At 58.0% G+C, this 21,940-nt stretch carries 19 protein-coding genes; 15 read left to right on the forward strand and 4 right to left on the reverse strand.

The annotated features are described in order from the left end of the window. The first annotated feature begins 22 nt into the window (after positions 1-22). The 3 genes from OZ656_RS12915 (at position 23) to OZ656_RS12925 (ending at position 5,368) form a co-directional block, all read left to right on the forward strand. The gene (locus tag OZ656_RS12915; RefSeq protein ID WP_011785949.1) at positions 23-2,173 is read left to right on the forward strand and encodes a 3-hydroxyacyl-CoA dehydrogenase NAD-binding domain-containing protein; all 2,151 of its coding nucleotides are present in this window, start codon (positions 23-25) and stop codon (positions 2,171-2,173) included. Between the two features lie 243 nt (positions 2,174-2,416). Beyond that, complete coding sequence (locus OZ656_RS12920; RefSeq protein ID WP_011785950.1) at positions 2,417-4,582, forward strand: carboxy terminal-processing peptidase; 2,166 nt, start codon at positions 2,417-2,419, stop codon at positions 4,580-4,582. A gap of 3 nt (positions 4,583-4,585) precedes the next feature. Further along, positions 4,586-5,368 (forward strand): helix-turn-helix transcriptional regulator, encoded by a 783-nt coding sequence (locus OZ656_RS12925; RefSeq protein WP_011785951.1) that lies wholly within the window; start codon positions 4,586-4,588, stop codon positions 5,366-5,368. Here OZ656_RS12925 and mtnA read toward each other — a convergent pair. Next, positions 5,361-6,416 carry an S-methyl-5-thioribose-1-phosphate isomerase gene (gene mtnA, locus OZ656_RS12930; RefSeq protein ID WP_011785952.1) on the reverse strand — a complete coding sequence of 352 codons (1,056 nt, stop codon included), beginning with the start codon at positions 6,414-6,416 and terminating at the stop codon, positions 5,361-5,363. The genes OZ656_RS12925 and mtnA overlap by 8 nt on opposite strands. 203 nt (positions 6,417-6,619) lie before the next feature. Here mtnA and OZ656_RS12935 point away from each other — a divergent pair, with 203 nt between their 5' ends. From OZ656_RS12935 to rdgC, 8 genes are all read left to right on the forward strand, one after another. Next, the gene (locus tag OZ656_RS12935; protein ID WP_011785953.1) at positions 6,620-7,948 is read left to right on the forward strand and encodes a TRZ/ATZ family hydrolase; all 1,329 of its coding nucleotides are present in this window, start codon (positions 6,620-6,622) and stop codon (positions 7,946-7,948) included. A gap of 21 nt (positions 7,949-7,969) precedes the next feature. After that, positions 7,970-8,686: a bifunctional 2-polyprenyl-6-hydroxyphenol methylase/3-demethylubiquinol 3-O-methyltransferase UbiG gene (gene ubiG, locus OZ656_RS12940; protein ID WP_011785954.1), complete on the forward strand. Its 717-nt coding sequence runs from the start codon at positions 7,970-7,972 to the stop codon at positions 8,684-8,686. Next, the gene (gene gph / locus OZ656_RS12945) at positions 8,661-9,341 is read left to right on the forward strand and encodes a phosphoglycolate phosphatase (protein WP_085987369.1); all 681 of its coding nucleotides are present in this window, start codon (positions 8,661-8,663) and stop codon (positions 9,339-9,341) included. Before ubiG ends, gph begins: the two co-directional genes overlap by 26 nt. Positions 9,342-9,404: 63 nt before the next feature. After that, positions 9,405-10,157 (forward strand): YciK family oxidoreductase, encoded by a 753-nt coding sequence (locus OZ656_RS12950; protein WP_011785956.1) that lies wholly within the window; start codon positions 9,405-9,407, stop codon positions 10,155-10,157. Next, the gene (locus OZ656_RS12955) at positions 10,157-10,390 is read left to right on the forward strand and encodes a glutaredoxin family protein (protein WP_011785957.1); all 234 of its coding nucleotides are present in this window, start codon (positions 10,157-10,159) and stop codon (positions 10,388-10,390) included. Before OZ656_RS12950 ends, OZ656_RS12955 begins: the two co-directional genes overlap by 1 nt. 12 nt (positions 10,391-10,402) lie before the next feature. Further along, entirely contained in the window at positions 10,403-11,173 is a 771-nt protein-coding gene (gene yaaA, locus OZ656_RS12960) for a peroxide stress protein YaaA (protein WP_011785958.1), read from the forward strand. A gap of 60 nt (positions 11,174-11,233) precedes the next feature. Then, entirely contained in the window at positions 11,234-11,434 is a 201-nt protein-coding gene (locus OZ656_RS12965) for a DUF2788 domain-containing protein (protein ID WP_011785959.1), read from the forward strand. Between the two features lie 100 nt (positions 11,435-11,534). Next, positions 11,535-12,461 (forward strand): recombination-associated protein RdgC, encoded by a 927-nt coding sequence (gene rdgC, locus OZ656_RS12970; RefSeq protein WP_011785960.1) that lies wholly within the window; start codon positions 11,535-11,537, stop codon positions 12,459-12,461. A 12-nt stretch (positions 12,462-12,473) separates the two neighbouring features. Here rdgC and OZ656_RS12975 read toward each other — a convergent pair whose 3' ends face one another. Next, positions 12,474-15,221: a GNAT family N-acetyltransferase gene (locus OZ656_RS12975; RefSeq protein WP_011785961.1), complete on the reverse strand. Its 2,748-nt coding sequence runs from the start codon at positions 15,219-15,221 to the stop codon at positions 12,474-12,476. A gap of 203 nt (positions 15,222-15,424) precedes the next feature. On the opposite strand from OZ656_RS12975, the gene OZ656_RS12980 reads away from it, so the two are divergent. Beyond that, the gene (locus tag OZ656_RS12980; RefSeq protein ID WP_114435037.1) at positions 15,425-16,351 is read left to right on the forward strand and encodes a histone deacetylase family protein; all 927 of its coding nucleotides are present in this window, start codon (positions 15,425-15,427) and stop codon (positions 16,349-16,351) included. A gap of 23 nt (positions 16,352-16,374) precedes the next feature. On the opposite strand, the gene OZ656_RS12985 is transcribed toward OZ656_RS12980, so the two are convergent. Next, on the reverse strand, positions 16,375-17,304 hold the full coding sequence (locus tag OZ656_RS12985; RefSeq protein ID WP_379944557.1) for an OmpA family protein: 930 nt from the start codon (positions 17,302-17,304) through the stop codon (positions 16,375-16,377). 158 nt (positions 17,305-17,462) lie between these two features. On the opposite strand from OZ656_RS12985, the gene pyrC reads away from it, so the two are divergent. Then, positions 17,463-18,494, forward strand: coding sequence for a dihydroorotase (pyrC, locus tag OZ656_RS12990; protein ID WP_273030995.1), 1,032 nt, complete (start codon positions 17,463-17,465; stop codon positions 18,492-18,494). Positions 18,495-18,531: 37 nt separating this feature from the next. Beyond that, a complete protein-coding gene (rnt, locus tag OZ656_RS12995; protein ID WP_153741649.1) occupies positions 18,532-19,197 on the forward strand; it encodes a ribonuclease T in 666 nt (221 codons plus the stop codon). A gap of 62 nt (positions 19,198-19,259) precedes the next feature. Here the strand turns inward: rnt and OZ656_RS13000 are convergent, their stop codons facing one another. Continuing rightward, positions 19,260-21,245, reverse strand: a complete 1,986-nt coding sequence (locus tag OZ656_RS13000) for an SDR family oxidoreductase (protein WP_278350490.1) — start codon at positions 21,243-21,245, stop codon at positions 19,260-19,262. Between the two features lie 376 nt (positions 21,246-21,621). On the opposite strand from OZ656_RS13000, the gene OZ656_RS13005 reads away from it, so the two are divergent. Beyond that, positions 21,622-21,921 carry a hypothetical protein gene (locus OZ656_RS13005; RefSeq protein ID WP_278350489.1) on the forward strand — a complete coding sequence of 100 codons (300 nt, stop codon included), beginning with the start codon at positions 21,622-21,624 and terminating at the stop codon, positions 21,919-21,921. The last annotated feature ends 19 nt before the right edge of the window (positions 21,922-21,940 follow it).

The following is a 21,940-nucleotide window of genomic DNA, read 5'->3' on the forward strand; positions in this document are numbered from 1 at the left end:
CTTTCAAAAAAAGGAACCGACCATGAGTGCCATCCAATACGACCTGGGTTCAGACCAGATTCTGACCCTGACCATCGACATGCCGGGCCAGTCTGCGAACACCATGAACGGCGAGTTTCGAACTGCACTAACCGAAACCGTCAACAAGGTCAAAAGCGACCTGGATAATGTCAAAGGCATTATCATTGCCTCCGCCAAGAAAAGCTTCTTTGCCGGCGGCGACCTGAATGAGCTGTACACAGTGACCCGCGAACAGGCCAAAGAGTTTGAAGACATGGTCAACGGCCTGAAGGCCGATATGCGTACGCTGGAAACCTGTGGCAAACCTGTGGTGGCTGCCATCAACGGCACCGCTCTGGGTGGTGGCCTGGAACTCGCCCTGGCCTGCCATCATCGCGTTGCCATTGATGATGACCGGACCCAACTGGGCTTGCCGGAAGTCACCCTGGGCCTGCTGCCCGGCGGTGGCGGCACCCAGCGACTGCCCCGGATGATTGGCCTGGAAGCCGCCTTCCCGTTCCTGATGGAGGGTAAGAAGGTAAATCCAAAAGCCGCTCTGAAGGCCGGTATCGTGGATGAGCTGGCCAGCTCACCGGAAGACATGATCGCCAAGGCCCGGGCCTTCATCGAAGCCAATCCCAAGTGCCAGCAACCCTGGGATCAGAAAGGCTTCCGCTTCCCCGGCGGAGCTCCGCATCATCCGGCCATGGCCCAGAAACTGGCTATTGCACCGGCCATGCTCAAACAGAAGACCAAAGGCTGCTATCCGGCACCGGAACGGATTCTGGCAGCAGCGGTGGAAGGCGCCCAGGTGGATTTCGACAATGGCAGCCTGATTGAAACCCGTTACTTTGCCGAGCTGGCCACCGGCCAGGTGGCCAAGAACATGACGGGCACCTTCTGGTTCCAGCTCAACGCCATCAAGGCCGGCGGCAGTCGCCCGGATGGCGTAGAAAAGGAAAGCTTCAAGAAAGTCGGGGTACTGGGTGCAGGCATGATGGGCGCCGGTATCGCCTACTCCACTGCCAGCCGCGGCATTGAGGTGGTGCTGAAGGATGTCTCGGTTGAAAACGCCGAGAAAGGCAAACGCTATTCCGAAAATCTCCTGGCGAAGAAAGTCAGTCGCGGCCGCATGACCGAAGCCCAGAAAGACGAAGTGTTGGCCCGCATCAACGCCACCGCCTCTGCCGACGACCTGGAAGGTTGCGACCTGATCATCGAGGCAGTCTTTGAAGACAGCGATCTGAAGGCAAAGGTTACCCGGGAATCCGAGCCGAAAATGGTCGCTAACGGCATCTTTGCCTCCAACACCTCAACCATCCCCATCACCCAGTTGGCCCAGGCCTCGGCCAAGCCGGACAACTTTATCGGCCTGCACTTCTTCTCCCCGGTGGACAAGATGCAACTGGTGGAAATCATCGTCGGCGAGAAAACCTCCGATGACACCCTGGCCCGGGCGTTCGATTACGTGCAGCAGATAGGCAAGATTCCCATTGTGGTGAACGACAGCCGCGGCTTCTTTACCTCTCGGGTATTTGGCACCTTCGTGAACGAAGGTATCAGCATGCTGGCCGAGGGCATTCACCCCTCAAGCATCGAGAATGCCGGACTGCTGGCCGGCATGCCGGTCGGGCCGCTGGCCATCTCCGACGAAGTCAGCATGACCCTGATGCAGCACATCCGCGCCCAAAGCAAGAAAGACACGGAAGCCGCCGGCGGTACCTGGCAGCCGCATCCGGCCGAAGCCGTCATCGATGCCATGGTGGATACTCACGGACGCAAGGGCAAAGCCGCCGGTGCCGGTTTCTACGAGTATCCGGAGAAGGGCAAAAAATACCTGTGGCCGGAACTGGAGAACCTGTTCGTGGACCAGGACAAGGCACGCCGTGTGAAGCTGCAGGATCTGAAAGATCGCATCCTGTTCATGCAGGCCATCGAGACCATCCGCTGTCTTGAGGAGGGTGTGCTGAGAACCGTGGAAGACGCCAACATTGGCAGCATCTTCGGTATTGGCTACGCGCCCTGGACCGGCGGTGCCATCCAGTTCGTCAACCAGTATGGCGTTCGGGCCTTTGCGGAGCGGGCGCAGCAGCTGGCAGACCAGTACGGTGAGCGATTCACGCCGCCATCGCTGTTGCTTCAGAAAGCCGAACGCAACGAAACCTTTAGCTGACCCTGCCGGCCGGAGGGCCCAAACCCTCCGGCCACCTCTACCCTCACACTCCCGACAGTTTACTTCCGGTCACACGCCCCCATAGTTAGCCTCAGGCTGAAACGTATATGGACATATTGTCACGAAGCTATACCCCTGGCCTATGGCAACAGGTGTAGCGGTTGCCTACAATAAATTGAACAGTCACGGGTATTCACCCCAATTTCATTGGTGGCGATTCCCAGCAGCTTCAGGTATGCATTTATGACCATTGCGGAAAACTCCATGCAGCGCCCTTCCCTGACTTCCCTCACCCGGAAAGCAGGCGCGGTCACGGCTCTGGCCCTGGGCCTCCTTGTCTCCGGCGCCTACGCAAAGATTGATGACTCCGCCAGGTATGAGCCGGTTGCGCCCACTATTGACCAGGCCCGCGCCAATATTCTGATTGCCCGGCAGCTGCAGTTCACTCATTTCCGCAATCTCGGCATCAGCGACGAACTGTCCGGCGATGTTTTCGATGCCTACCTGAATTACCTGGACAGCCAGAGAATCTACCTGACCCAGGAAGACATTGACGCCCTTTCCCGGGTCAAGAAACACCTGGGGTCAGCGCTCAAAACCGGCCAACTCCAGCCGGGCTTTGATATTTACAACCTGGTTCAACAGCGGGTTATCGAACGCCTGAAGTTCGCCCTGGGGCTCATCGACAACGGTATTGAGCAACTCGACTTCACTGCCGATGACAGGATTCGCGTCGACCGTTCCGAGGCGCCCTGGGAGGCAAACCAAGCCGCTCTGGACGAGCTCTGGACGAAGCGTATTAAAAACGCGGTTCTGGCCCAGAGACTGAACGGCGCAGACGATGACGCGATCGAAGAGACGCTGCGCCGCCGCTATGAAGGCCAGCTCAAACGCGCTTACCAGGCCCGCAGCGAAGATGCATTCCAGGCTTACATGAATGCCTTTACCGGTATGTGGGACCCTCACACCTCTTACTTTTCGCCCCGTACCTCCGAGAACTTCAATATCAACATGAGCCTCTCGCTGGAGGGCATCGGCGCGGTACTGCAATCCGATAACGAGTACACCAAGGTAGTGCGTCTGGTACCCGGTGGCCCGGCCTCCAAGCAGGGTCAGCTGCAGCCTGCCGACCGCATCGTCTCTGTTGCCCAGGGCGATGAAAAGCCAGTGAACGTGATCGGCTGGCGCCTGGACGAGGTGGTGGACCTGATCCGCGGCCCTCGCAATTCCACCGTGACATTGGAAGTGATCCCGGCCAACGCCAGTGACGAGACCATCACGCGAACCATCGCCATCAAGCGGGATGAGGTGAAGCTGGAGGAACAAAGCGCCAGCAAAGACGTGATTGAACTGGATCGAAACGGCGAGACCTATCGTATCGGTGTCATCAACATCCCCACCTTTTACGCCGATTTCCAGGCCATGCAGGCTGGCGATCCCAACTACAAAAGCACCACCCGCGACGTGCGTAAACTGATTGAGGAACTCAAGGCCAGCGGCGTGGATGGCGTGGTCATGGATCTTCGTAATAACGGCGGTGGCGCACTGCACGAAGCCAACGACCTGGTTGGCCTGTTTATCGACGAAGGCCCCACGGTCCAGATCCGTAACGCCAACAACGATGTTCAGGTACTGGAAGACGAGGATCCGTCCGTGGTCTACGACGGCCCTCTGGTGGTGCTGGTCAACCGGATGAGTGCCTCCGCCTCTGAAATTTTCGCCGGCGCTATCCAGGATTATGGTCGAGGCCTGGTGGTTGGCTCCCAAACCTTCGGCAAAGGCACGGTTCAGGCCGTTCGGCCACTGAACCACGGTCAATTGAAAATCACCCAGTCCAAGTTTTACCGGGTTTCCGGCGGTTCCACCCAGCACAAAGGGGTGATTCCAGACATCGAAATCCCGTCGCGCATCGATAAAACCCGAATTGGTGAGGACGCTCTGGACCACGCCCTGCCGTGGGACCAGATTGAGGCCGTTCCCCATGCCCGCTATTTCGACTTTACCGGCGTGATTGACGAACTGCGGAATCGCCACGAAGAGCGGTTCGCCACCAACCCGGAGTTCAAGCTGCTGCAGAAGGAAATCGAGTTCCTTAATCGCCAGCGACAGATGGATTACGTCAGCCTTAACGTGGACGAGCGCAAGAACCAGCACAACCAGATCGAGCAGACCCGCCTGACCATCGCCAATGCCCGCAGGGAACTGAAAGGCGAAGAACCGTTTGAAGACCTGGAAGCTCTGGAAGACTGGCAGGATCAACAGGCGGCAGATCTGGACAACACTGACGAAGAACTGGATTTCGTCATCCAGGAAGGCGGACACATCATGGCCGACTTGCTGGAGCTGGATCAACGTATGGCGTCCATTCTGATGCCCACCCAGTTTGCGGCCAAGACTGAGGCACCATAAATCATGGCTGGGCAGCCGTCCGGGGAAAGCGGTCAGAGTACCCAACAGCGTGCCCGGGTGTTCAGGGACATGCTACTGGACGCCCTGCACGCCATGTATTCCATGGACGAAGCTGAGGGCTTGGAATCCTCTGGCCCGAAAGATAAAACCCCAGACGGTATGCTGGAACGTATAGCCGGGTTGACGGGTTCGGCACTTCGTCTGGGCGCCCGGGCAACCGACACCTCCCTGCGGGTCGGTCGGGCCCTGATTAATTCTCAGGATCAGTTGCGGGCCATGCTGACAGCCGGCCAATCGCTGAAAGACATACGGGAAGTTGCGGGCCTCACGCTCTCGGAAATGAGTGAAGCCCTGAACCTCAAAGACAAGTCTTTGCTGGAAGCCATTGAAAATGGCACCTCCACCCTCTCCTTCGAGCTGATTCTGAGACTCGCCGCCCTGGTGGCCCGCAACGATCCGATCCCGTTTATCATGCGCACCACCCGTAACTATAACCCCGAGGTGTGGCAGATACTCAACGATTGGGGCATAGGCCGGATTCCGCTCCAGTTCGAGCGGGAACGGGAATTCATTAACATCTTCCGCCGGCACGACGATGCCAGAAACCTGTCGGATGAAGGCTTCCGCAGAGTGCTGGAATTCACCCGCCAGAGCTTTGAAATGTCACTGCATTTTATAGAACAGCAGGAAAAGGAAGTGGCAGAACTGAAAGCTGGCATGAAGACCGCCGGGCCAGCGCCGGACAAGCCGGCAACCAGCTCCGGGGCAAAACGGAATATCAGGTAAACAGCGCGCGCATTCCGGTAATGTTGGGGTTACGCACTGCGCCCTTCTCGGTCACGATGGCATCAATCAGGCTGGCCGGTGTCACGTCGAACACCGGATTGAAGACCTGAACGCCGGCGGGCGCCAGGGGAATCCCGCGGATTTCACGAACCTCGGTGCCCTCCCGCTCTTCGATCGGAATATCCTTGCCGGACTCCAGCGACATATCGACAGTACTGGAGGGAGCCACCACCATAAACCCGATCTTGTGATGCCGCGCCAGAACCGCCAGGTTATAGGTACCAATCTTGTTCGCCACATCACCGTTGGCGGTTATCCGGTCGGCGCCCACCACAATCCATTTAACCTTGCCGGAAGCCATTATGGCCGCTGCCGCGCCATCGGCATTGAGCGTAACGGGAATATGGTCACGGGTCAGCTCCCAGGCGGTTAATCGGCTGCCCTGAAGCCAGGGCCGGGTTTCGTCGGCATAGACCCGCTTCAACAGTTTTTCCTCGTGCAAACGGCGAATCACCCCCAACGCGGTACCGTATCCTCCGGTGGCAAGTGCACCGGTGTTACAGTGAGTCAGCACTGCGATAGGCTTGTCGGGATTCATCACCTCCAGCGCATAATCCGCCATGGCCAGGTTGGCCGCCAGGTCATCCTCATGCAGACGAACAGCCTCTGCCGCCAGCCGATCAGTGGCTTCGTCCAGAGAATGGCAGGCGTGGAACACCTTTTCCATGCGCTCCAGCGCCCAGAACAGGTTCACCGCCGTAGGCCGGGATTTCGCCAACACTCGAATAGCCTGTTTGATCTCGGCCTGCCAATCGCCTCCGCCTGCGTGGCGGGCTGCCAGGGCCACCCCGTAGGCAGCACTGATGCCAATGGCTGGTGCCCCGCGCACCACCATATCCGTTATGCACTGGGCCACCGCCGACGCGCCATCCGCAACAATCCAGTGCTCCTCCGCCGGGAGCAGGCGTTGATCCAGCAATTCAAGCCTGTCTCCGTGCCAGCGCATTGCTACCGTCCCGATGGAACGATTGGAAGATCGACCTGCCATAAACAACTCCCGAACCAAAGAAAAACAGCGAGTATAGCCCTATCAAACCAGATTGACTGCCCTGATTTGAAGAGGCTTGATGAATGTCTGGAAAATCGCAGCGCAGCGGCCGCCACCGGGGTAGTTCTGCCTGACCGCGCTGGTTATACTTGCCCATTGAATTTCAAGGCGCCTCCGGTGCCCCGAACCCGCAAGGCAGGTTAATGACGGCAGAAACCATCACCGCAGCCGATACCCGAATCAACGCCCGCTGGCTGATTCCCGTCGAACCCTTCGGGGTTGTCCTTGAACACCAGGCCGTGATCCTTCAAGGCAGCCGAATTCTGGCGATCGTGCCGCAGGCTGAGGCAGACCAGAGTTATCGCACACGGGAAACCCTCGACCTGAACCAGCATGTTGTCCTGCCCGGGCTGATCAACCTGCACGGCCACACCGCCATGTCCCTGTTCCGGGGCCTGGCTGACGACCTGCCATTGATGACCTGGCTGAATGATCATATCTGGCCTGCAGAGGGCAAGTTTGTCAGCGAGCAGTTCGTGGCAGACGGCACGCGCCTGGCCATGGCAGAGATGCTCCGCACCGGCACCACCACGTTTTCGGATATGTACTTCTTCCCGGAAGTGACTGCCCAGGCAGCCCACGACACCGGCATGCGTGCACAGATCTGCTTTCCTCTGATGGATATGCCAACGGTATGGGGTTCAGGGCCAGAAGAATACCTGCGCAAAGGTGCGGACCTAATTGAACAATGGCAGCGGGATGACTACATCATGCCAGCCATTGGGCCCCACGCCCCTTACACCGTTTCCGACGGTCCTCTGGGCGCCGCCGTGGAATTAGCGCAGCAAACCGGCGCAGCCATTCAACTGCATTTGCACGAAACCGCCTTTGAAGTAGCGGAAGCGGTAAAAGCCAGCGGGCAACGACCACTGGCGCGTATGGCAGACCTGGGTGTTCTCGGTGCCAATACGCAATGCGTACACATGACCCAGATCGACGAATCCGACCTGGCTCATCTGAAAATGACCAGCGCCCATGTTGTCCATTGCCCGGAGTCCAACCTGAAACTGGCGAGCGGGTTCTGTCCGGTGCAGAAACTGCTGGATCACGATATCAATGTCACCATCGGTACCGATGGCGCCGCCAGCAACAACGATCTGGATCTGTTCGGCGAACTGAAAACCGCCGCAATGGTAGCCAAGGCTGTGGCCGGCGATGCCGCTGCCCTGTCGGCTCACAAGGCGCTGGAGATGGCAACTCTCAGTGGTGCTCGTGCCCTGGGGCGGGATCAGGACATCGGCTCCCTGGTGGCAGGCAAACTGGCGGACCTGATCGCCGTTGATTTGAGCGACCCCTATCTGCAGCCGGTCTACGATCCCGCTTCACACCTGGTCTACAGCAACCACGGCCGGGCAGTAAGCCACAGCTGGATTCATGGCGTACCACAATTACAGGATGGCAGACTTACCCGCATCGACGTACCAGATCTGGTTCTGCGGGTGAACGAATGGCGCAAACAGATTCTCAGCTGATTATCCGGAGTAACCCCGAACATGAACAACCAGAACGTAGACCAGAACGAGATTGCCAAATTCGAGGCGCTCGCCAGCCGCTGGTGGGACCCTACCAGCGAGTTCAAGCCACTGCACGACATCAACCCGTTGCGGCTGAATTACATCGACGAACGCGTATCGCTGGCCGGTAAACGGGCTCTGGATGTTGGCTGCGGCGGCGGGCTGCTGTCCGAAGGCATGGCACTGCGGGGCGCCCATGTTACCGGTATCGATATGGGCGAGGCGCCACTGTCGGTAGCCAAGCTCCATGGCCTGGAGTCCGGCGTGAAAGTGGACTATCGCCAGACCACCATCGAGGAACTGGCGCGGGATCCTGAACATGCCGGTCAGTATGACGTGGTTACCTGCCTGGAAATGCTCGAACATGTGCCCGACCCGGCATCGGTTATTCGAGCCTGTGCCAGCATGCTGAAACCCGGTGGCCACATGTTCGTATCGACCATCAATCGCAACCCGAAGTCGTTCCTGTTCGCCATTGTCGGTGCAGAGTACGTTCTGAACCTATTGCCCAAGGGCACCCATGAGTGGAAGAAGTTTATCCGCCCCTCGGAGATGTCCGACCATCTTCGCCATGCCGGGCTGGAAGTCCGCGAACTCACCGGCATGACTTACAACCCCATCACCAAGGTGTACAAGCTTGGGCGGGATGTCGACGTCAATTACCTGATGCATGCCCGGGATACCCGTGAAGACTGAGCAGACACCGGCGGCGGTGCTCTTCGACCTGGACGGCACCCTGATCGACACCGCCCCGGATTTCATCCGCTGCCTGAACCAGCTCCGACAGCAACACGGCATGCCGGCACTGCCCGCAGAACAGATCCGGCGCTCGGTTTCCAATGGCGCCCGGGCGATGATTCGGGTGGGATTCGGGCTGGAGCCGGAACACGAGGGTTATCCGGAAAAGCACACAGCCTTTCTCGATCTCTATGAACTCGGTGTAGCCGTTGAAACCACCCTTTTCCCGGGCATGGACGTGTTGCTGAGCAGCCTTGAGAGCCGGGGCATTCCCTGGGGCATCGTCACCAACAAGCCCGCACGCTTCGCGGTGCCCCTGATCGAAGCCCTGGACCTGGCGCAACGCTGTGCCGCTCTGATTTGCCCGGACCACGTGGCCGAACGCAAGCCGCACCCGGAATCACTGCTGCTGGCCTGCCGGCAGATTCAGGTGGAGCCGATAAAATCTGTCTATGTCGGTGATCACGAACGGGACATTGAAGCGGGCCGGAACGCCGGAATGCACACCATCGCAGTACGTTACGGCTATATAGAGCAACCGGAGACGGTTGACCTGTGGCAAGCCGACCGGATTGCCGATACCGTCAGCGACCTGACAAAGCTGTTACAATAGCGCCCAATTATTTTCGACCGGCCTGAGCAAGGCCTGGTCCGGCCTGATTTACGGAGACAGGTTATGCAAGATTACCAGGCACCCGCCGATCTTCTGAAAGACCGCATTGTCATGGTAACCGGTGCCGGCAGTGGTATCGGACGCGCTGCCGCCAAAGCCTATGCTGCCCATGGCGCCACCGTCATCCTGGTTGGGCGCACGGTCTCGCGGCTGGAGGAAGTCTACGACGAGATTGAAGCCGCTGGCCACCCCAAACCTGCCATCGTGCCTATGAACTTTGAAGGGGCGGCGGTCAAGGATTATGAAGAGCTGGCCATGACCCTGGAAGACAATTTCGGTCGCCTGGATGGCCTCCTGCACAATGCCGGAATTCTGGGTGCTCGCAGCCCGGTTGAGCTGTACGATCCGGAAACCTGGAACAAGGTCATGCACGTGAATGCCACAGCGCCATTCCTGCTGAGCCGGGCGATGATTCCGCTGCTGCGCAAATCCGAGGACGCCTCCATGATCTTCACCTCGTCCGGCGTTGGCCGGCAGGCACGGGCATACTGGGGCGCCTACGCCGTCTCCAAGTTTGCCGTTGAGGGCCTGGCCCAGTTACTCGCCGACGAACTGGACGACGAGCGCCACAATATCCGGGTAAACAGCCTGAACCCGGGCGCGACCCGCACAGGCATGCGCGTGCTCGCCTACCCGGCGGAAGATCCGAAGAAAAACCCGGACCCGGAGCAGCTGATGCCCATTTACCTGTATCTGATGGGCCGGGACAGCAAAGGCGTTCATGGCCAGCAAATTGACGCGCAGCCGAAAAAATAATGGAACTGCTTTTTTACACCACAACCCAGTGCCATTTGTGCGAACTGGCAGAGGCGCTGCTGGTCAGCACCCCGATGCCCGAGCCCATTCCGGTGGATGTGGTGGACATTGCCCAGTCCGAAGCCCTGGTGGAGCGCTACGGCACCCGCATCCCGGTGCTGCGCCGCAACGACACCGGAGCGGAGCTGGACTGGCCGTTCACCAGGGACCAGTTACTCACGTTTCTGCAATGAGGATCCTCTGACATGCTGATGATCATCTCCCCTGCCAAGACTCTGGATTATGAGAGCCCCCTGGCAACGGAAACCCATACTCAACCGGATTTCCTGGACGATGCCTGTGAACTGATTGACCAACTCAAAGAGCTGGAACCACATCAGGTCAGCAACCTGATGAGCATCAGCGACAAACTCGGGCAACTGAACGCCGAGCGCTTCCAGACCTGGCACACACCGTTTACGCCGGATAATGCCCGACAGGCCGTTCTGGCGTTCAAGGGCGACGTCTATACCGGTCTGGATGCCGAGAGTTTCAGTAATGAGGATTTCAGTTTTGCCCAGAAACACCTGCGGATCCTATCCGGCCTCTACGGACTGCTGAAACCGCTGGACCTGATGCAGCCCTACCGACTGGAAATGGGCACCCGGTTTGAAAATACCCGGGGCAAAGACCTGTACGCGTTCTGGGGCAGCAAGATTACCGAGGCCCTGAACCAGCTCCTGGCCAGCGACGACAAGGTGCTGGTGAATCTGGCCTCCAACGAATACTTCAAGAGCGTGCAGAAAAAACACCTGGACGCCCGCCTCGTTACCCCCCAGTTCAAGGACTGGAAAAACGGCCAGTACAAGATGATCAGCTTCTACGCCAAGAAAGCCCGGGGGCTGATGTGCCGTTACGCCATCCAGAATCGAATTACCCAGGCTGATGATCTCAAAGGCTTCAACCTGGATGGGTACTATTTCAGCGAAGACCAATCCGATAACAACAACTGGGTTTTCCTGCGGGACGAGCAGTAGTCAGGCGGTTTTCCGACCTGTGTTTAACACCTTCAGACATATGTTGATATCGGAGTAGCAATGAACGAAGCAGTATTTTCCCAGATCGCCATGCTGGTGTTTCTGACCGGCCTTATTGCCTGGATGGGCTTCATTGTTTGGGATCTGGCCAAGAAATCCCAGGCCGGCAAATTCGGCACCATCGCCCTGTTCACCGTGCTTGGCGCCGGTGTTGTCGGCTTTATCGTGAAAACCGTGCTGGTGGAGGTTATGCAGATCTGACCGGCCTGCCGTCACTTTACGGCTACCGCCTGGTAGCCGTATCATCCCTTCCCCTTTTTTCGATTCGACAAGCTCCGACCTGACGCAAGGATTCAGACCCATGTGGTTTCGTAATGCCCGTGTTTTCCGTTTCACCAAACCTTTCGATATTTCCGCAGAAGCGCTGGAAGAGAAACTCCAGGCGGACGCATTCAAACCCTGTGGTCCTCAGGAAACCAATCGCCAGGGCTGGGTTCCGCCCCTGGGTAAGCATGGCGACCAACTGGTGCACAGCGCCAACGGTTATCACCTGATTGCCCTGAGAAAAGAAGAGAAGATCCTGCCCGGGCCAGTGGTGAAGGAGGCTGTGGAAGAGCGTGCCGAAGCCATTGAGCTGGAGCAGGGCCGAAAGGTGCGCCGGAAGGAAAAAGACGAACTGAAAGAACAGGTGATGCTGGAAATGCTGCCCCAGGCGTTTTCACGCAACCGCCGATGCTTTGCTTACCTGGCCCCTCAGGACGGCGTGCTGGTGGTTGATGCCGGCTCCGCGAAACAGGCCGAAGACCTTGCCTCCACCCTGCGCAAAAGCCTGGGATCACTGCCTGTGCGCCCGCCTGCGGTTGAGCAATCCCCCGCCTTCACCCTCACCGGCTGGCTGAACGAAAGCATTGATCACCCGGCCAATATTACGCTGGGCAGCGAATGCGAACTGAAAGACCCGTCAGAAGATGGCGGCGTGGTACGCTGCAAAGGCCTCGATCTCAAAGCCGACGAGATCCGCAACCACCTGGAAGCCGGAATGCAGGTGACCAAGCTGGCCCTGACCTGGGACGACAATGTCTCGTTCGTGCTGGATGAAGAGCTGGGCATACGCCGGCTGAAATTCGGTGAAACCCTGCAAGAGCAGCTGGACGACGTCGATGTCGACGACGCCCTGGCCAAGTTTGATGCAGCTTTCACCATCATGACTCTGGAGCTGTCACGGCTGATTCCCGGGCTGCTGGAAGCCCTGGGCGGAGAAGATCGCTCCGCCATCGTCGAGGAGTAAAGGAACGGAGGGCTACAGATGCCCCCCTTTACCCAGCCGTTCCTTCTGCCAGTCTTTCTGCGGCTCGTTCAATACCAGCCGCAGATCCATCACTTCTTCCTCCGGGTTGTATTTGATTTCGAACCCCAGATGCTCGGCCAGCTGCAACATCGGCCGGTTGTCCGGCAACACATTGCCGATCATTTCCATGGTGCCCCGGGCACGGCAATAATCAATCATCTTCTGCATAAGGGCCACACCCAGGCCTTCGCCTTTCATCCGGTCATCTACCATGACGGCGAACTCGCAACGCAGATTGTCGGCATCGGTCCAGGTACGCACCGTACCGAGGGTCTCTTCGCCTTCACCATCTTCACGGGGCGCATTGGCGATGAACACCATTTCCCGGTCATAGTCGATTTGCACCATCTGGGCCACGTCTTCCCGGGAAAAATGCTTGCGGTACTGGAAGAATCGGTAACGGATGGATTCCGGAGACTGATGCTCGTGAAACAGCCGGTGGGCAGGCTCATCCTCCGCCAGCACCGGGCGAATAATCACGCGGCGACCGGATTTGGGCAATACCAGCCACTCCTCCAGCTCTCGCGGGTAGGGCTGGATAATGGGCTTGACCGGATGTTCATCCAGGTCAATGGCGATGTTTACAGCAACGGCGCCCTGCTCATTGAACAACAACGGCGAGATTTCCAGGCCCTTGATCTCCGGTATATCGATCACAATCTGTGACAGCGTCACCAGGGTTTCGGACACTGCCCGGATATCCTCTTCCGGCTTCAGGCTGTGTTCTTTAAGCAGTTTGTACATGTAAGTGCGCCGCAGCAGCTCGCGGGCCAGCACCATGTTCAACGGCGGCAAGGCTATCTGGCGGTCAGTCATGATGTTGATCTGGGCACCGGCTGCCCCACAAACCACCAATGGCCCAAAGACCTCATCACGGGTGATCCCCACACTGAATTCGATGCCGCCAACATGCTGGTAGGAACGCTGGACGGCAAAACCCAGGAAGCCGCTTTTCGGGAAATGCTCCCGATATTCGTCCATCAGGAAGCGGCAGCTGTCGATGATCACCTGTTCGCTGTTGAGCTTTTTGACCGTGCCCTTATAGCGGCGCTGGGTCGGGCTCAGATCCAGGAACGGATAACACACATCTTCGTGGATAACAGTTACATCAATGGGGCGGCGCTCGACTGCGAAGACCTCCAGCACCTCTTCCACGTCATCACAGTAAACGGTTTCAATGGTATTGATGCCGTAGTCGCAGATCACCCGCCGGGCTTCCCGGTTGGACAGATGCCGCCGGCCATCCCGCAAGGCCCTGGCGACCAGTTTGCGGGTGTTGGCCCGGTCGGCGAAGTGGTCTGTAAACGATTCGGGCGTCTCGGTCAGCAGCCGCTGAATGCGCTGATGCCGAACATGCTGCATAAACGCCATCACCGCTTTTTCCGGGTTAAAGAACGATGGCAGCCCAGCCCGGTAAAACTCTTCCCGGGAATCCATCACCGTGCTCTGCCCCAACCAGCAGGTAAAGATGTTCAGGCGGGTGCCCTTGGACGCCTGCACCACGGAATCGGCAATCTGCAGGCTGTCTTCGATCAGTGTGGGTGCGTACATCACCAGTACGTTAGCCACGTTAGGGTCCTTCGCCAGAATCTTGATGGCCTTGCCATAGAGCTCGGGCGTGGCGTCATAGTTCAGGTCGATGGGGTTCTTGCGGGTCCAGTACGGCGGCAACAGTTCTCCCAGTTCCCTGACCGTATCTTCCGACAGCTCCGCCAGTTCACCGCCGAGATCCGCCAGCCGGTCCACCGCCAATACGCCGGGGCCCACGCCGTTGGCCATGATGGCCAGGGATTCCCGACGCAGCGGGCGCATCCGGGTCAGGGTTTCCAGGGCATCAAACATCTGGCCAAGCCCGTCCACCCTCAACACACCGGCGCGTTGAAGCATGGCATCGTAGACCGGGTCGCTGCGTTTGATACCAGCGGGCAAGGCATGGGTAAACCACTCGGATTCGGGCACCCGTCCGGATTTCACCGCAATCACAGGCTTGGTTCGGGAGGCCACCCGCACCGCTGACATGAAACGCCTGGGATTGGGGATGTTTTCAATGTGCAGAAGAATCGCCCGGGTCTGGGTGTCCTGGGCCAGATAGTCGATCAGGTCGTCGTGATCGATGTCCATGCCGTCACCCAGGGTCAGGAAGTAAGAGAAGCCCACCCCCCTGGCAAAAGCCCAGTCCAGCACCGAACTGGCAATGGTGCCGGACTGCCCCACGAAGGCAACGCGGCCGGGAATGGCCCCCATATGGGCATAGGTGGCGTTCAGATGCCGCGCCGGCACCATCAAACCGATAGTGTTGGGGCCCAGCACGCGGATACCGGTTTCCCGGGCGGCATCCCGCACCGAATACATCAATGGCTGGCCGGTTTTACTGTGGGTCCGTGACATACCGCCGGTCATTACAATGGCGGTGCGCACGCCGCATTCACCCAGCTTGCGGATCATTTTCGGCACCGTGTCCGGCGGGGTACAGATAATCGCCAGGTCCGGACTGAAATCCAGTTTGGACACTTTGCGCACACAGGGCACCCCGTGCACGTTTTCGTAGTCGCTCTGGTTGACCACCACGAGCCGGCCCGGATAGCCGCCGCCCAGCAGGTTCCGCAACACCATACCCCCGAGGTTGTCAGCGCGCTCAGAGGCGCCAATAACGGCAATGGATTCAGGATTGAACAGGCTTTCCAGATAGCGGGTACTCAACGCGGCTCTCCCAGTGGTGTGCGCGACAGGAATGTACAGACTTCAATAAAACGACTTGCTTATCAGTGTATACCTTATCTTAGGTGGCGAATTCATGATGTAAATCGACTAACGGGTTATTAGACCAAAGAAATACGACAGGCTTCGGTTATCCCTGATAACATGAAAGCGATAATAAGCATATTCAGGTTCAGGCATTACCCATGACCACGGCATTTTTTTCCCACGACGACTGCATGAAGCACAACATGGGCCCGGAGCACCCGGAGAGCCCTGAACGCCTTTCAAGCATTCTCGCCTACCTCGCAGATACCAACCTGCAACAGGAACTGGACTGGGTTCGTCCGGAAGAAATTACCCGGGACCAACTGCTGACCGTGCATCCGGAAAGCTATCTGCACCAGCTGGACCTGATGCAGCCGACCCGGGGCCGGGTGTTCACCGACCCGGACACCGCGATGATGCCGGATACCCTGAGAGCCGCCAGGCTGGCCGCAGGCGGCAATGTGCAGGCTGTCGATATGGTTATGAGCAGCCAGGTAACCAACGCCTTTGTCTGTGCCCGCCCACCGGGACACCATGCCGAACGAACCAAGTCGATGGGGTTTTGTTTCTATAACAATATCGCCCTGGCCGCGATGCGGGCACTCACCTTTCATCACCTGGAGCGGGTGGCCATTGTCGATTTCGATGTGCATCAGGGTAACGGCACGGTAGACATTGTCAGTGGTGATGAACGCATACTGATGTGCTCCAGTTTTCAACATCCGTTTTATCCGCATTCCCATGTGCACCGGCAGGCCGACAATATTGTCAATGCGCCGATTGCAGCCGACTGCTCACCGGCCGAGTACCGCAAGACGGTTGAAGCCGCGTGGCTCAAGAAACTGCAGGATTTTCGCCCGCAACTGGTGTTGATCTCGGCAGGTTTTGACGGTCACCGGCTTGACCCCATGGCGGAACTGAATCTGGAAACCGAGGATTATCGCTGGCTAACGGAAATGCTGGTGAGCGTCGCCCATGACCACGCCAACGACCGCATCATCTCCACGCTGGAAGGCGGGTATCACCTGAAAGCCCTGTCAGAGAGTGTGGCCGCGCATCTGGACGTTCTGAACGCGGTGTATTGAAACCCGGGAGCGAGCGTTTCCGGTTAACCCGAAAATTCGCTTCCCATACCGTTAGCCTGCAGCAGTTCCGGGCGCTCACCCTGGCGTTGCAAACGAATGGTGGTGCGGCGGTTATCAGCCGGCCGGCGGGAAACCGGATACTGATCGCCGTGGGCCCGGACCGTCAGCATGTTCTCATCGATGCCCCGGGATTTGAGATACTCTGCCACCACGTTGGCCCTTTCCTCCGACAGCGCGCGGTTATCAATCCGGCTACCAATACTGTCGGAATGGCCGTCCACGAAGATTCTCTCTACCGTGCTGTCGGCCATCACGTAGGTCACAATATTATCAAGCAAGTTCCTGTCGGCCTGTGACAGGCTGGTACTTCCGCTGGCAAACGGAACCCGGCTGCGCCGAACCTGGTCGAAGTTAACCGGCAACAGACTGGCAACGCATTCACGATAGCCGGCGTAGGGGCCGGAAAAATTCACATTCGACAACTGCACCCGTACCGGCTGGCCGCTGTATACCGCAGCCCGGGTAACCGTCGGCTGCATACCCCGGGACAACCCCTGGGCAATCAACACCGCTTCCCGATTCCCCAGGTTCACAGAGCGCGGACTATCCGTTACCTGCACAGCGCCAATGGGGTTCGGCGCCACTCCCGGTCGCCAGGGCGGCGCTTCAACCACCAACTGGCCCTGGCCGGGGCGCATCACACTCAGATCCGATTCCAGATAGAAACGCAGGTCTTCCCCCGCCCGGTGCCTGAGTACGGCACGGCCAAAGCCTGGAACCTCATGGACAAGGGAACACTCAAAGACCGATTCGGAGAGGTACCACTGGCTGTTTTCAATACCGGCACCGTAACTGGATGACAACACGGGCGCAGAGGACAATGACATCAACCCTGCCGTCGCCAGTGATTTCAGCAACCTGCCCTGTCTGAAGAACCAATTAGGTGAAACCATAGGAATGCCCCGTGGAGCCTTTAAACCAGTGAACTAACCGGTTAACGGCGACCCGACCGGGAACTTGAGCCGGATAACTTACGATCAGGTTAAAAACATCTGCTTTTCGCTTCTGATATAATCCGCGAAATTTTGCGCTCGCTTTCGGATACCTTCTCATGACCCGACAGATAACCATCACACGCCCGGACGACTGGCACCTGCACGTGCGCGACGGCGACATTCTGAACGATGTGGTCCCCGCCACCGCCGCCTGCTTCGGCCGCGCTATCATCATGCCCAACCTGGTACCGCCGGTAACCGATGCCAGCGCGGCCATGGCGTACAGGGATCGCATTCTGGCCGCGGCCCGGGGAACAGACTTCCAGCCCCTGATGACCCTGTATCTGACCGAGAGCACCACCGCCGAGACCATTCGTGAAGCCAAAGCCGCTGGCGTAGTGGCAGCGAAACTGTACCCGGCTGGTGCCACCACAAACTCTGCCTCCGGCGTGACAGACATCCGCAATATCTACCCGGTACTGGAGGCGATGGCGGATTGCGGCATGCTGTTGCTGGTACACGGCGAGGTGACCGACAGCGACATCGATATCTTCGACCGGGAAAAGGTGTTTCTGGAGCGGGTTCTGGCACCAACACTGGCGGCGTTCCCGACGCTCAGGGTGGTTCTGGAACACATTACCACGGCCGATTCGGCCGACTTTGTCCGTAGCCACCAGGGCAATAATCTCGGGGCAACTCTCACCCCTCAGCACCTGATGTATAACCGCAATCACATGCTGGTTGGCGGTATTCGCCCGCACCTTTACTGCCTGCCCATCCTCAAGCGCAACAAGCATCAGGAAGCACTCAGAGAAGTCGTGGCCAGTGGCGATCCCCGTTTCTTCCTGGGCACGGATTCTGCCCCACACGCAAAAGATAAAAAGGAAGCCGCCTGCGGCTGTGCCGGCTGTTACTCCGCCTACGGCGCCATCGGTCTGTATGCCGATATCTTTGAGGAACTGGGCATTCTGGACAAGCTGGAAGCCTTTGCCAGCTTCAACGGCGCGGATTTCTATGGCCTGCCCCGGAATACCGACACCGTGACGCTGGTGCGGGAACCCTGGACCATGCCGGAACACCTGCCTCTGGCCGGCGGCGACATTGTTCCATTGAAGGCCGGTGAAACCGTTAACTGGCGCCTGGCGTAAACCCTATTCATTCACTACCACGAACATCGGAGTTCGAGTGTCAGACGAAAACAAACAGCCCCACCCCATGTCCCAGCGCTTTCGCGGCTTTCTGCCGGTGGTGGTCGATGTGGAAACCGCCGGCTTCAACCCGGAACGTGATGCTCTGCTGGAAATCGCTGCCGTAATGCTGACCATGGATGAGGATGGCTGGCTGCGCCGGAGCGAAACCCACGTGCAGCAGATCGACCCGTTCGAAGGCGCCAATCTGGAGCAGTCGGCCCTGGATTTCACCGGTATCGATCCCTGGAATCCGGAGCGGGAGGCGGTACCGGAACGGGAAGGCCTGAGCGAGATTTTCTCTCCCATCCGCAAGGCGGTAAAAGAACACGACTGCAAGCGAGCGGTACTGGTGGGCCACAATGCCACGTTTGATCATAATTTCGTTTTCGCGGCAGCGCTGCGGGCCGATATCAAACGCAACCCGTTCCATCCATTCTCGACGTTTGATACCGCTACCCTGGCGGGCCTCGCCTACGGCCACACCGTGCTGGCCCAGGCCTGTAAACTGGCGGGCATTCCCTTCAGCAACAAGGAAGCCCACTCGGCCGCCTACGACGCGGAAAAGACAGCAGACCTGTTCTGCGGCATCGTCAATCGCTGGCGTGAACTGGGCGGGTTTCCGCCGCCGCCAATCGAAATTGCCGAAGAACCCCAGGAATGAAATCTCCAACCCGAAACGAAAAAACCCGCCGAGGCGGGTTTTTTCTTGGCCTATAACGACGATTACCAGTATATCCCCCGCATAATCGCCGCAAAGGCTACCTGCTCGGTAGAGACTTTCGGCTTTTCGCCGGACTTGCTGCCAGCAGCTGCTGGAGAATCCGGGAACATCCGGTAGCCAGTGTTCATAATGATCTCACCCATCTTCGGTGCCAGCGCATGCAGAACCTGCGCGAACACGCCAAGACGGGTGGCAATGCGCTTGGGCCGGTACACAATCGCATCCGCCACCATCTGCGCGGCTTCATCCGGTGTCAGCGTCGGCACGGAATCGTAGATCTTGGTGGGCGCGATCATCGGCGTTTTCACCAACGGCATGTTGATGGTGGTGAAGGTCACATTGCGATCCGACCATTCCGCAGCGGCACAGCGGCTGAACGCGTCCAGTGCGGATTTCGAGGCGACATAGGCCGAAAAACGCGGAGCGTTGGTAAGTACCCCGATGGAAGAAATATTCACCACGTGCCCGCGGCGACGCTCCAGCATGGCTGGCGCAAAGCCCATGATCAGCCGAACGGAGCCAAAGTAGTTCAGCTGCATGGTCCGCTCAAAATCGTGGAAGCGGTCAAAAGACAACGCCAGGGAGCGGCGGATGGAGCGACCCGCGTTATTCACCAGTACATCCACGTGGCCGTGATTATCGAGCACCGTCTTCACAAAGCGGTCGCAGTCGTCCATGTCCGAAAAGTCGCACTGGTACGCATGCACGTTGCCGCCTTTGGCCTCCAGGCTGGCCGCCACTTCATCCAGAGTTTCCTTGGTGCGCGCACCAATGACCAGAATGGCACCGGCCTCTGCCAGCTTCTCTGCCGTTGCCAGGCCAATACCCGAGGTCGCGCCGGTGACCACGCAAACCTTACCTTCAACCGTGCCCTTGAGAGTGCGGTCCTTGAACAGGTCCGGGTCCAGATTGCGCTCCCAGTAGTCCCAGATCACCGGGGCATAGGACGGCAGACGCGGCACCTCAATGTCTGTGCCCTTCAGAACCCGCTCCAGCTCCCGGGTATCAAAACGGGTTGGGTAATTAATGAAGGACATCACCGAGGGCGGAATGCCCATGTCATCCAGAACCGCACTGGTAATGCGTTTGACCGGAGGCAGATTCTTGATGCTCTGGCGAATAAACGGCGGAATAAAACCGAACATCCGGGAATCGATGCGCATACCCATGCGAGGGGCATGGCCGGCCTCGCAGAAGATATTGAGAATCTCACCCACCTTGTACGGATCAGAATCCACCAGATGGAAACAGTTGCCATCCTCACCTTCCAGGTGCGCAATGTGATCCAGGGCGTCGACCACGAAATCCACCGGTACAATGTTCAGCCGGCCACCTTCAATACCGATGGTGGGTACCCACTGGGGCAACGCGTGACGGATCTTCTGAATCATCTTGAAGAAGTAATAGGGCCCGTCCACCTTGTCCATTTCGCCGGTTTCCGAATGGCCAATGACCATACCAGGGCGGTAGATGCGGAACGGAACCTTGCATTCTTCACGCACAACTTTTTCGGATTCGTGCTTGGTGCGCAGGTAAGGATGATCAAGCTTCTCGGCTTCTTCGAACATATCCTCCCGGAAGATACCCTTGAACAGACCCGCTGCCGCGATGGATGACACATGATGGAAATGCTTGGCGCCCATGGCTTCTGCAGCCTGAACAGCCGCCCTGGTGCCTTCGATATTGGTGGCCGCCTGGGCTTCTTCGTCTGCGCCCATGTCGTAGACCGCGGCAAGATGGAATACGTGGTCAATATTTCCTTTCAGTGATTTCAGCGTTTTCGCGTCAATACCAAGGTTTTTGCTGGTGAGGTCGCCGATCACAGCCTTCACTTGCTTGTCGTCTGCACCCCAGCGCTCCCGGAGCCGCTCCAGCTTGTCCTGGGACTGCTCGCGAACCAGAACATACACGGTGCCGCCGCGCGCCAAGAGTTTCTCAACCAGAAAACGACCGATAAAACCGGTGCCGCCTGTCAGGAAATAATTCATAGGTACTCCATTCTGCCTGTTGTGTTTTTTGTCTTTAACCGACACAGATACGACTAAAGTCGTAGCTGATTCCATCGGTCGGCAATTCTACTTAATTGCAACCCTCATGTATCGAACTTTTTTAGAGCTTTTACTCTGTAACCCATTGTTTTTGCTAGAGCCATTACTCTAAAAGCAGCCAGCTCCACCTCACTCCCTGTCCGGTTTATCGACACAATGTGATTGAGATTAGCACAAGAAACCGCGACCACCGCATTGGGTCATTTAATTACGACCAGGCAATGCAAGAGGTTCTTACCAATGACATAATCGGGAACTTCCAGCGCCATTCGGCGTCACTAACCGAGCCAGACATCAAGGTTTAAAAGAAACTGCCATGCCGAAAAACAATCCGAACACCGAACGCCATATTGCCATCGCCCGTGCCTGCCTGAAGGCCATCAACGACACCGCCGCCGACAGTGGTTCCCGGGAAGACAAGATTCAGGCCGTATACCAGGCAATCGACAAGGCGTTTCAGGCCGAGTTTGCCGATTATCGACAGTCCGTTGCGATCATGGCGACGGTGCTGGAGCGGATCGCCTCTGGTGAACTCGACGCTGACCAGGCGGCCAAACTCGCGCGCCAAACCATAGAACAGAAGCCTGACAGCGCCAAAAACAACCAGATGCACTGATCCCTTTTCCGACCTGAAC

It is taken from the genome of Marinobacter sp. LM1 (assembly GCF_042763285.1).
Classification (GTDB): Bacteria; Pseudomonadota; Gammaproteobacteria; order Pseudomonadales; family Oleiphilaceae; genus Marinobacter; species Marinobacter nauticus.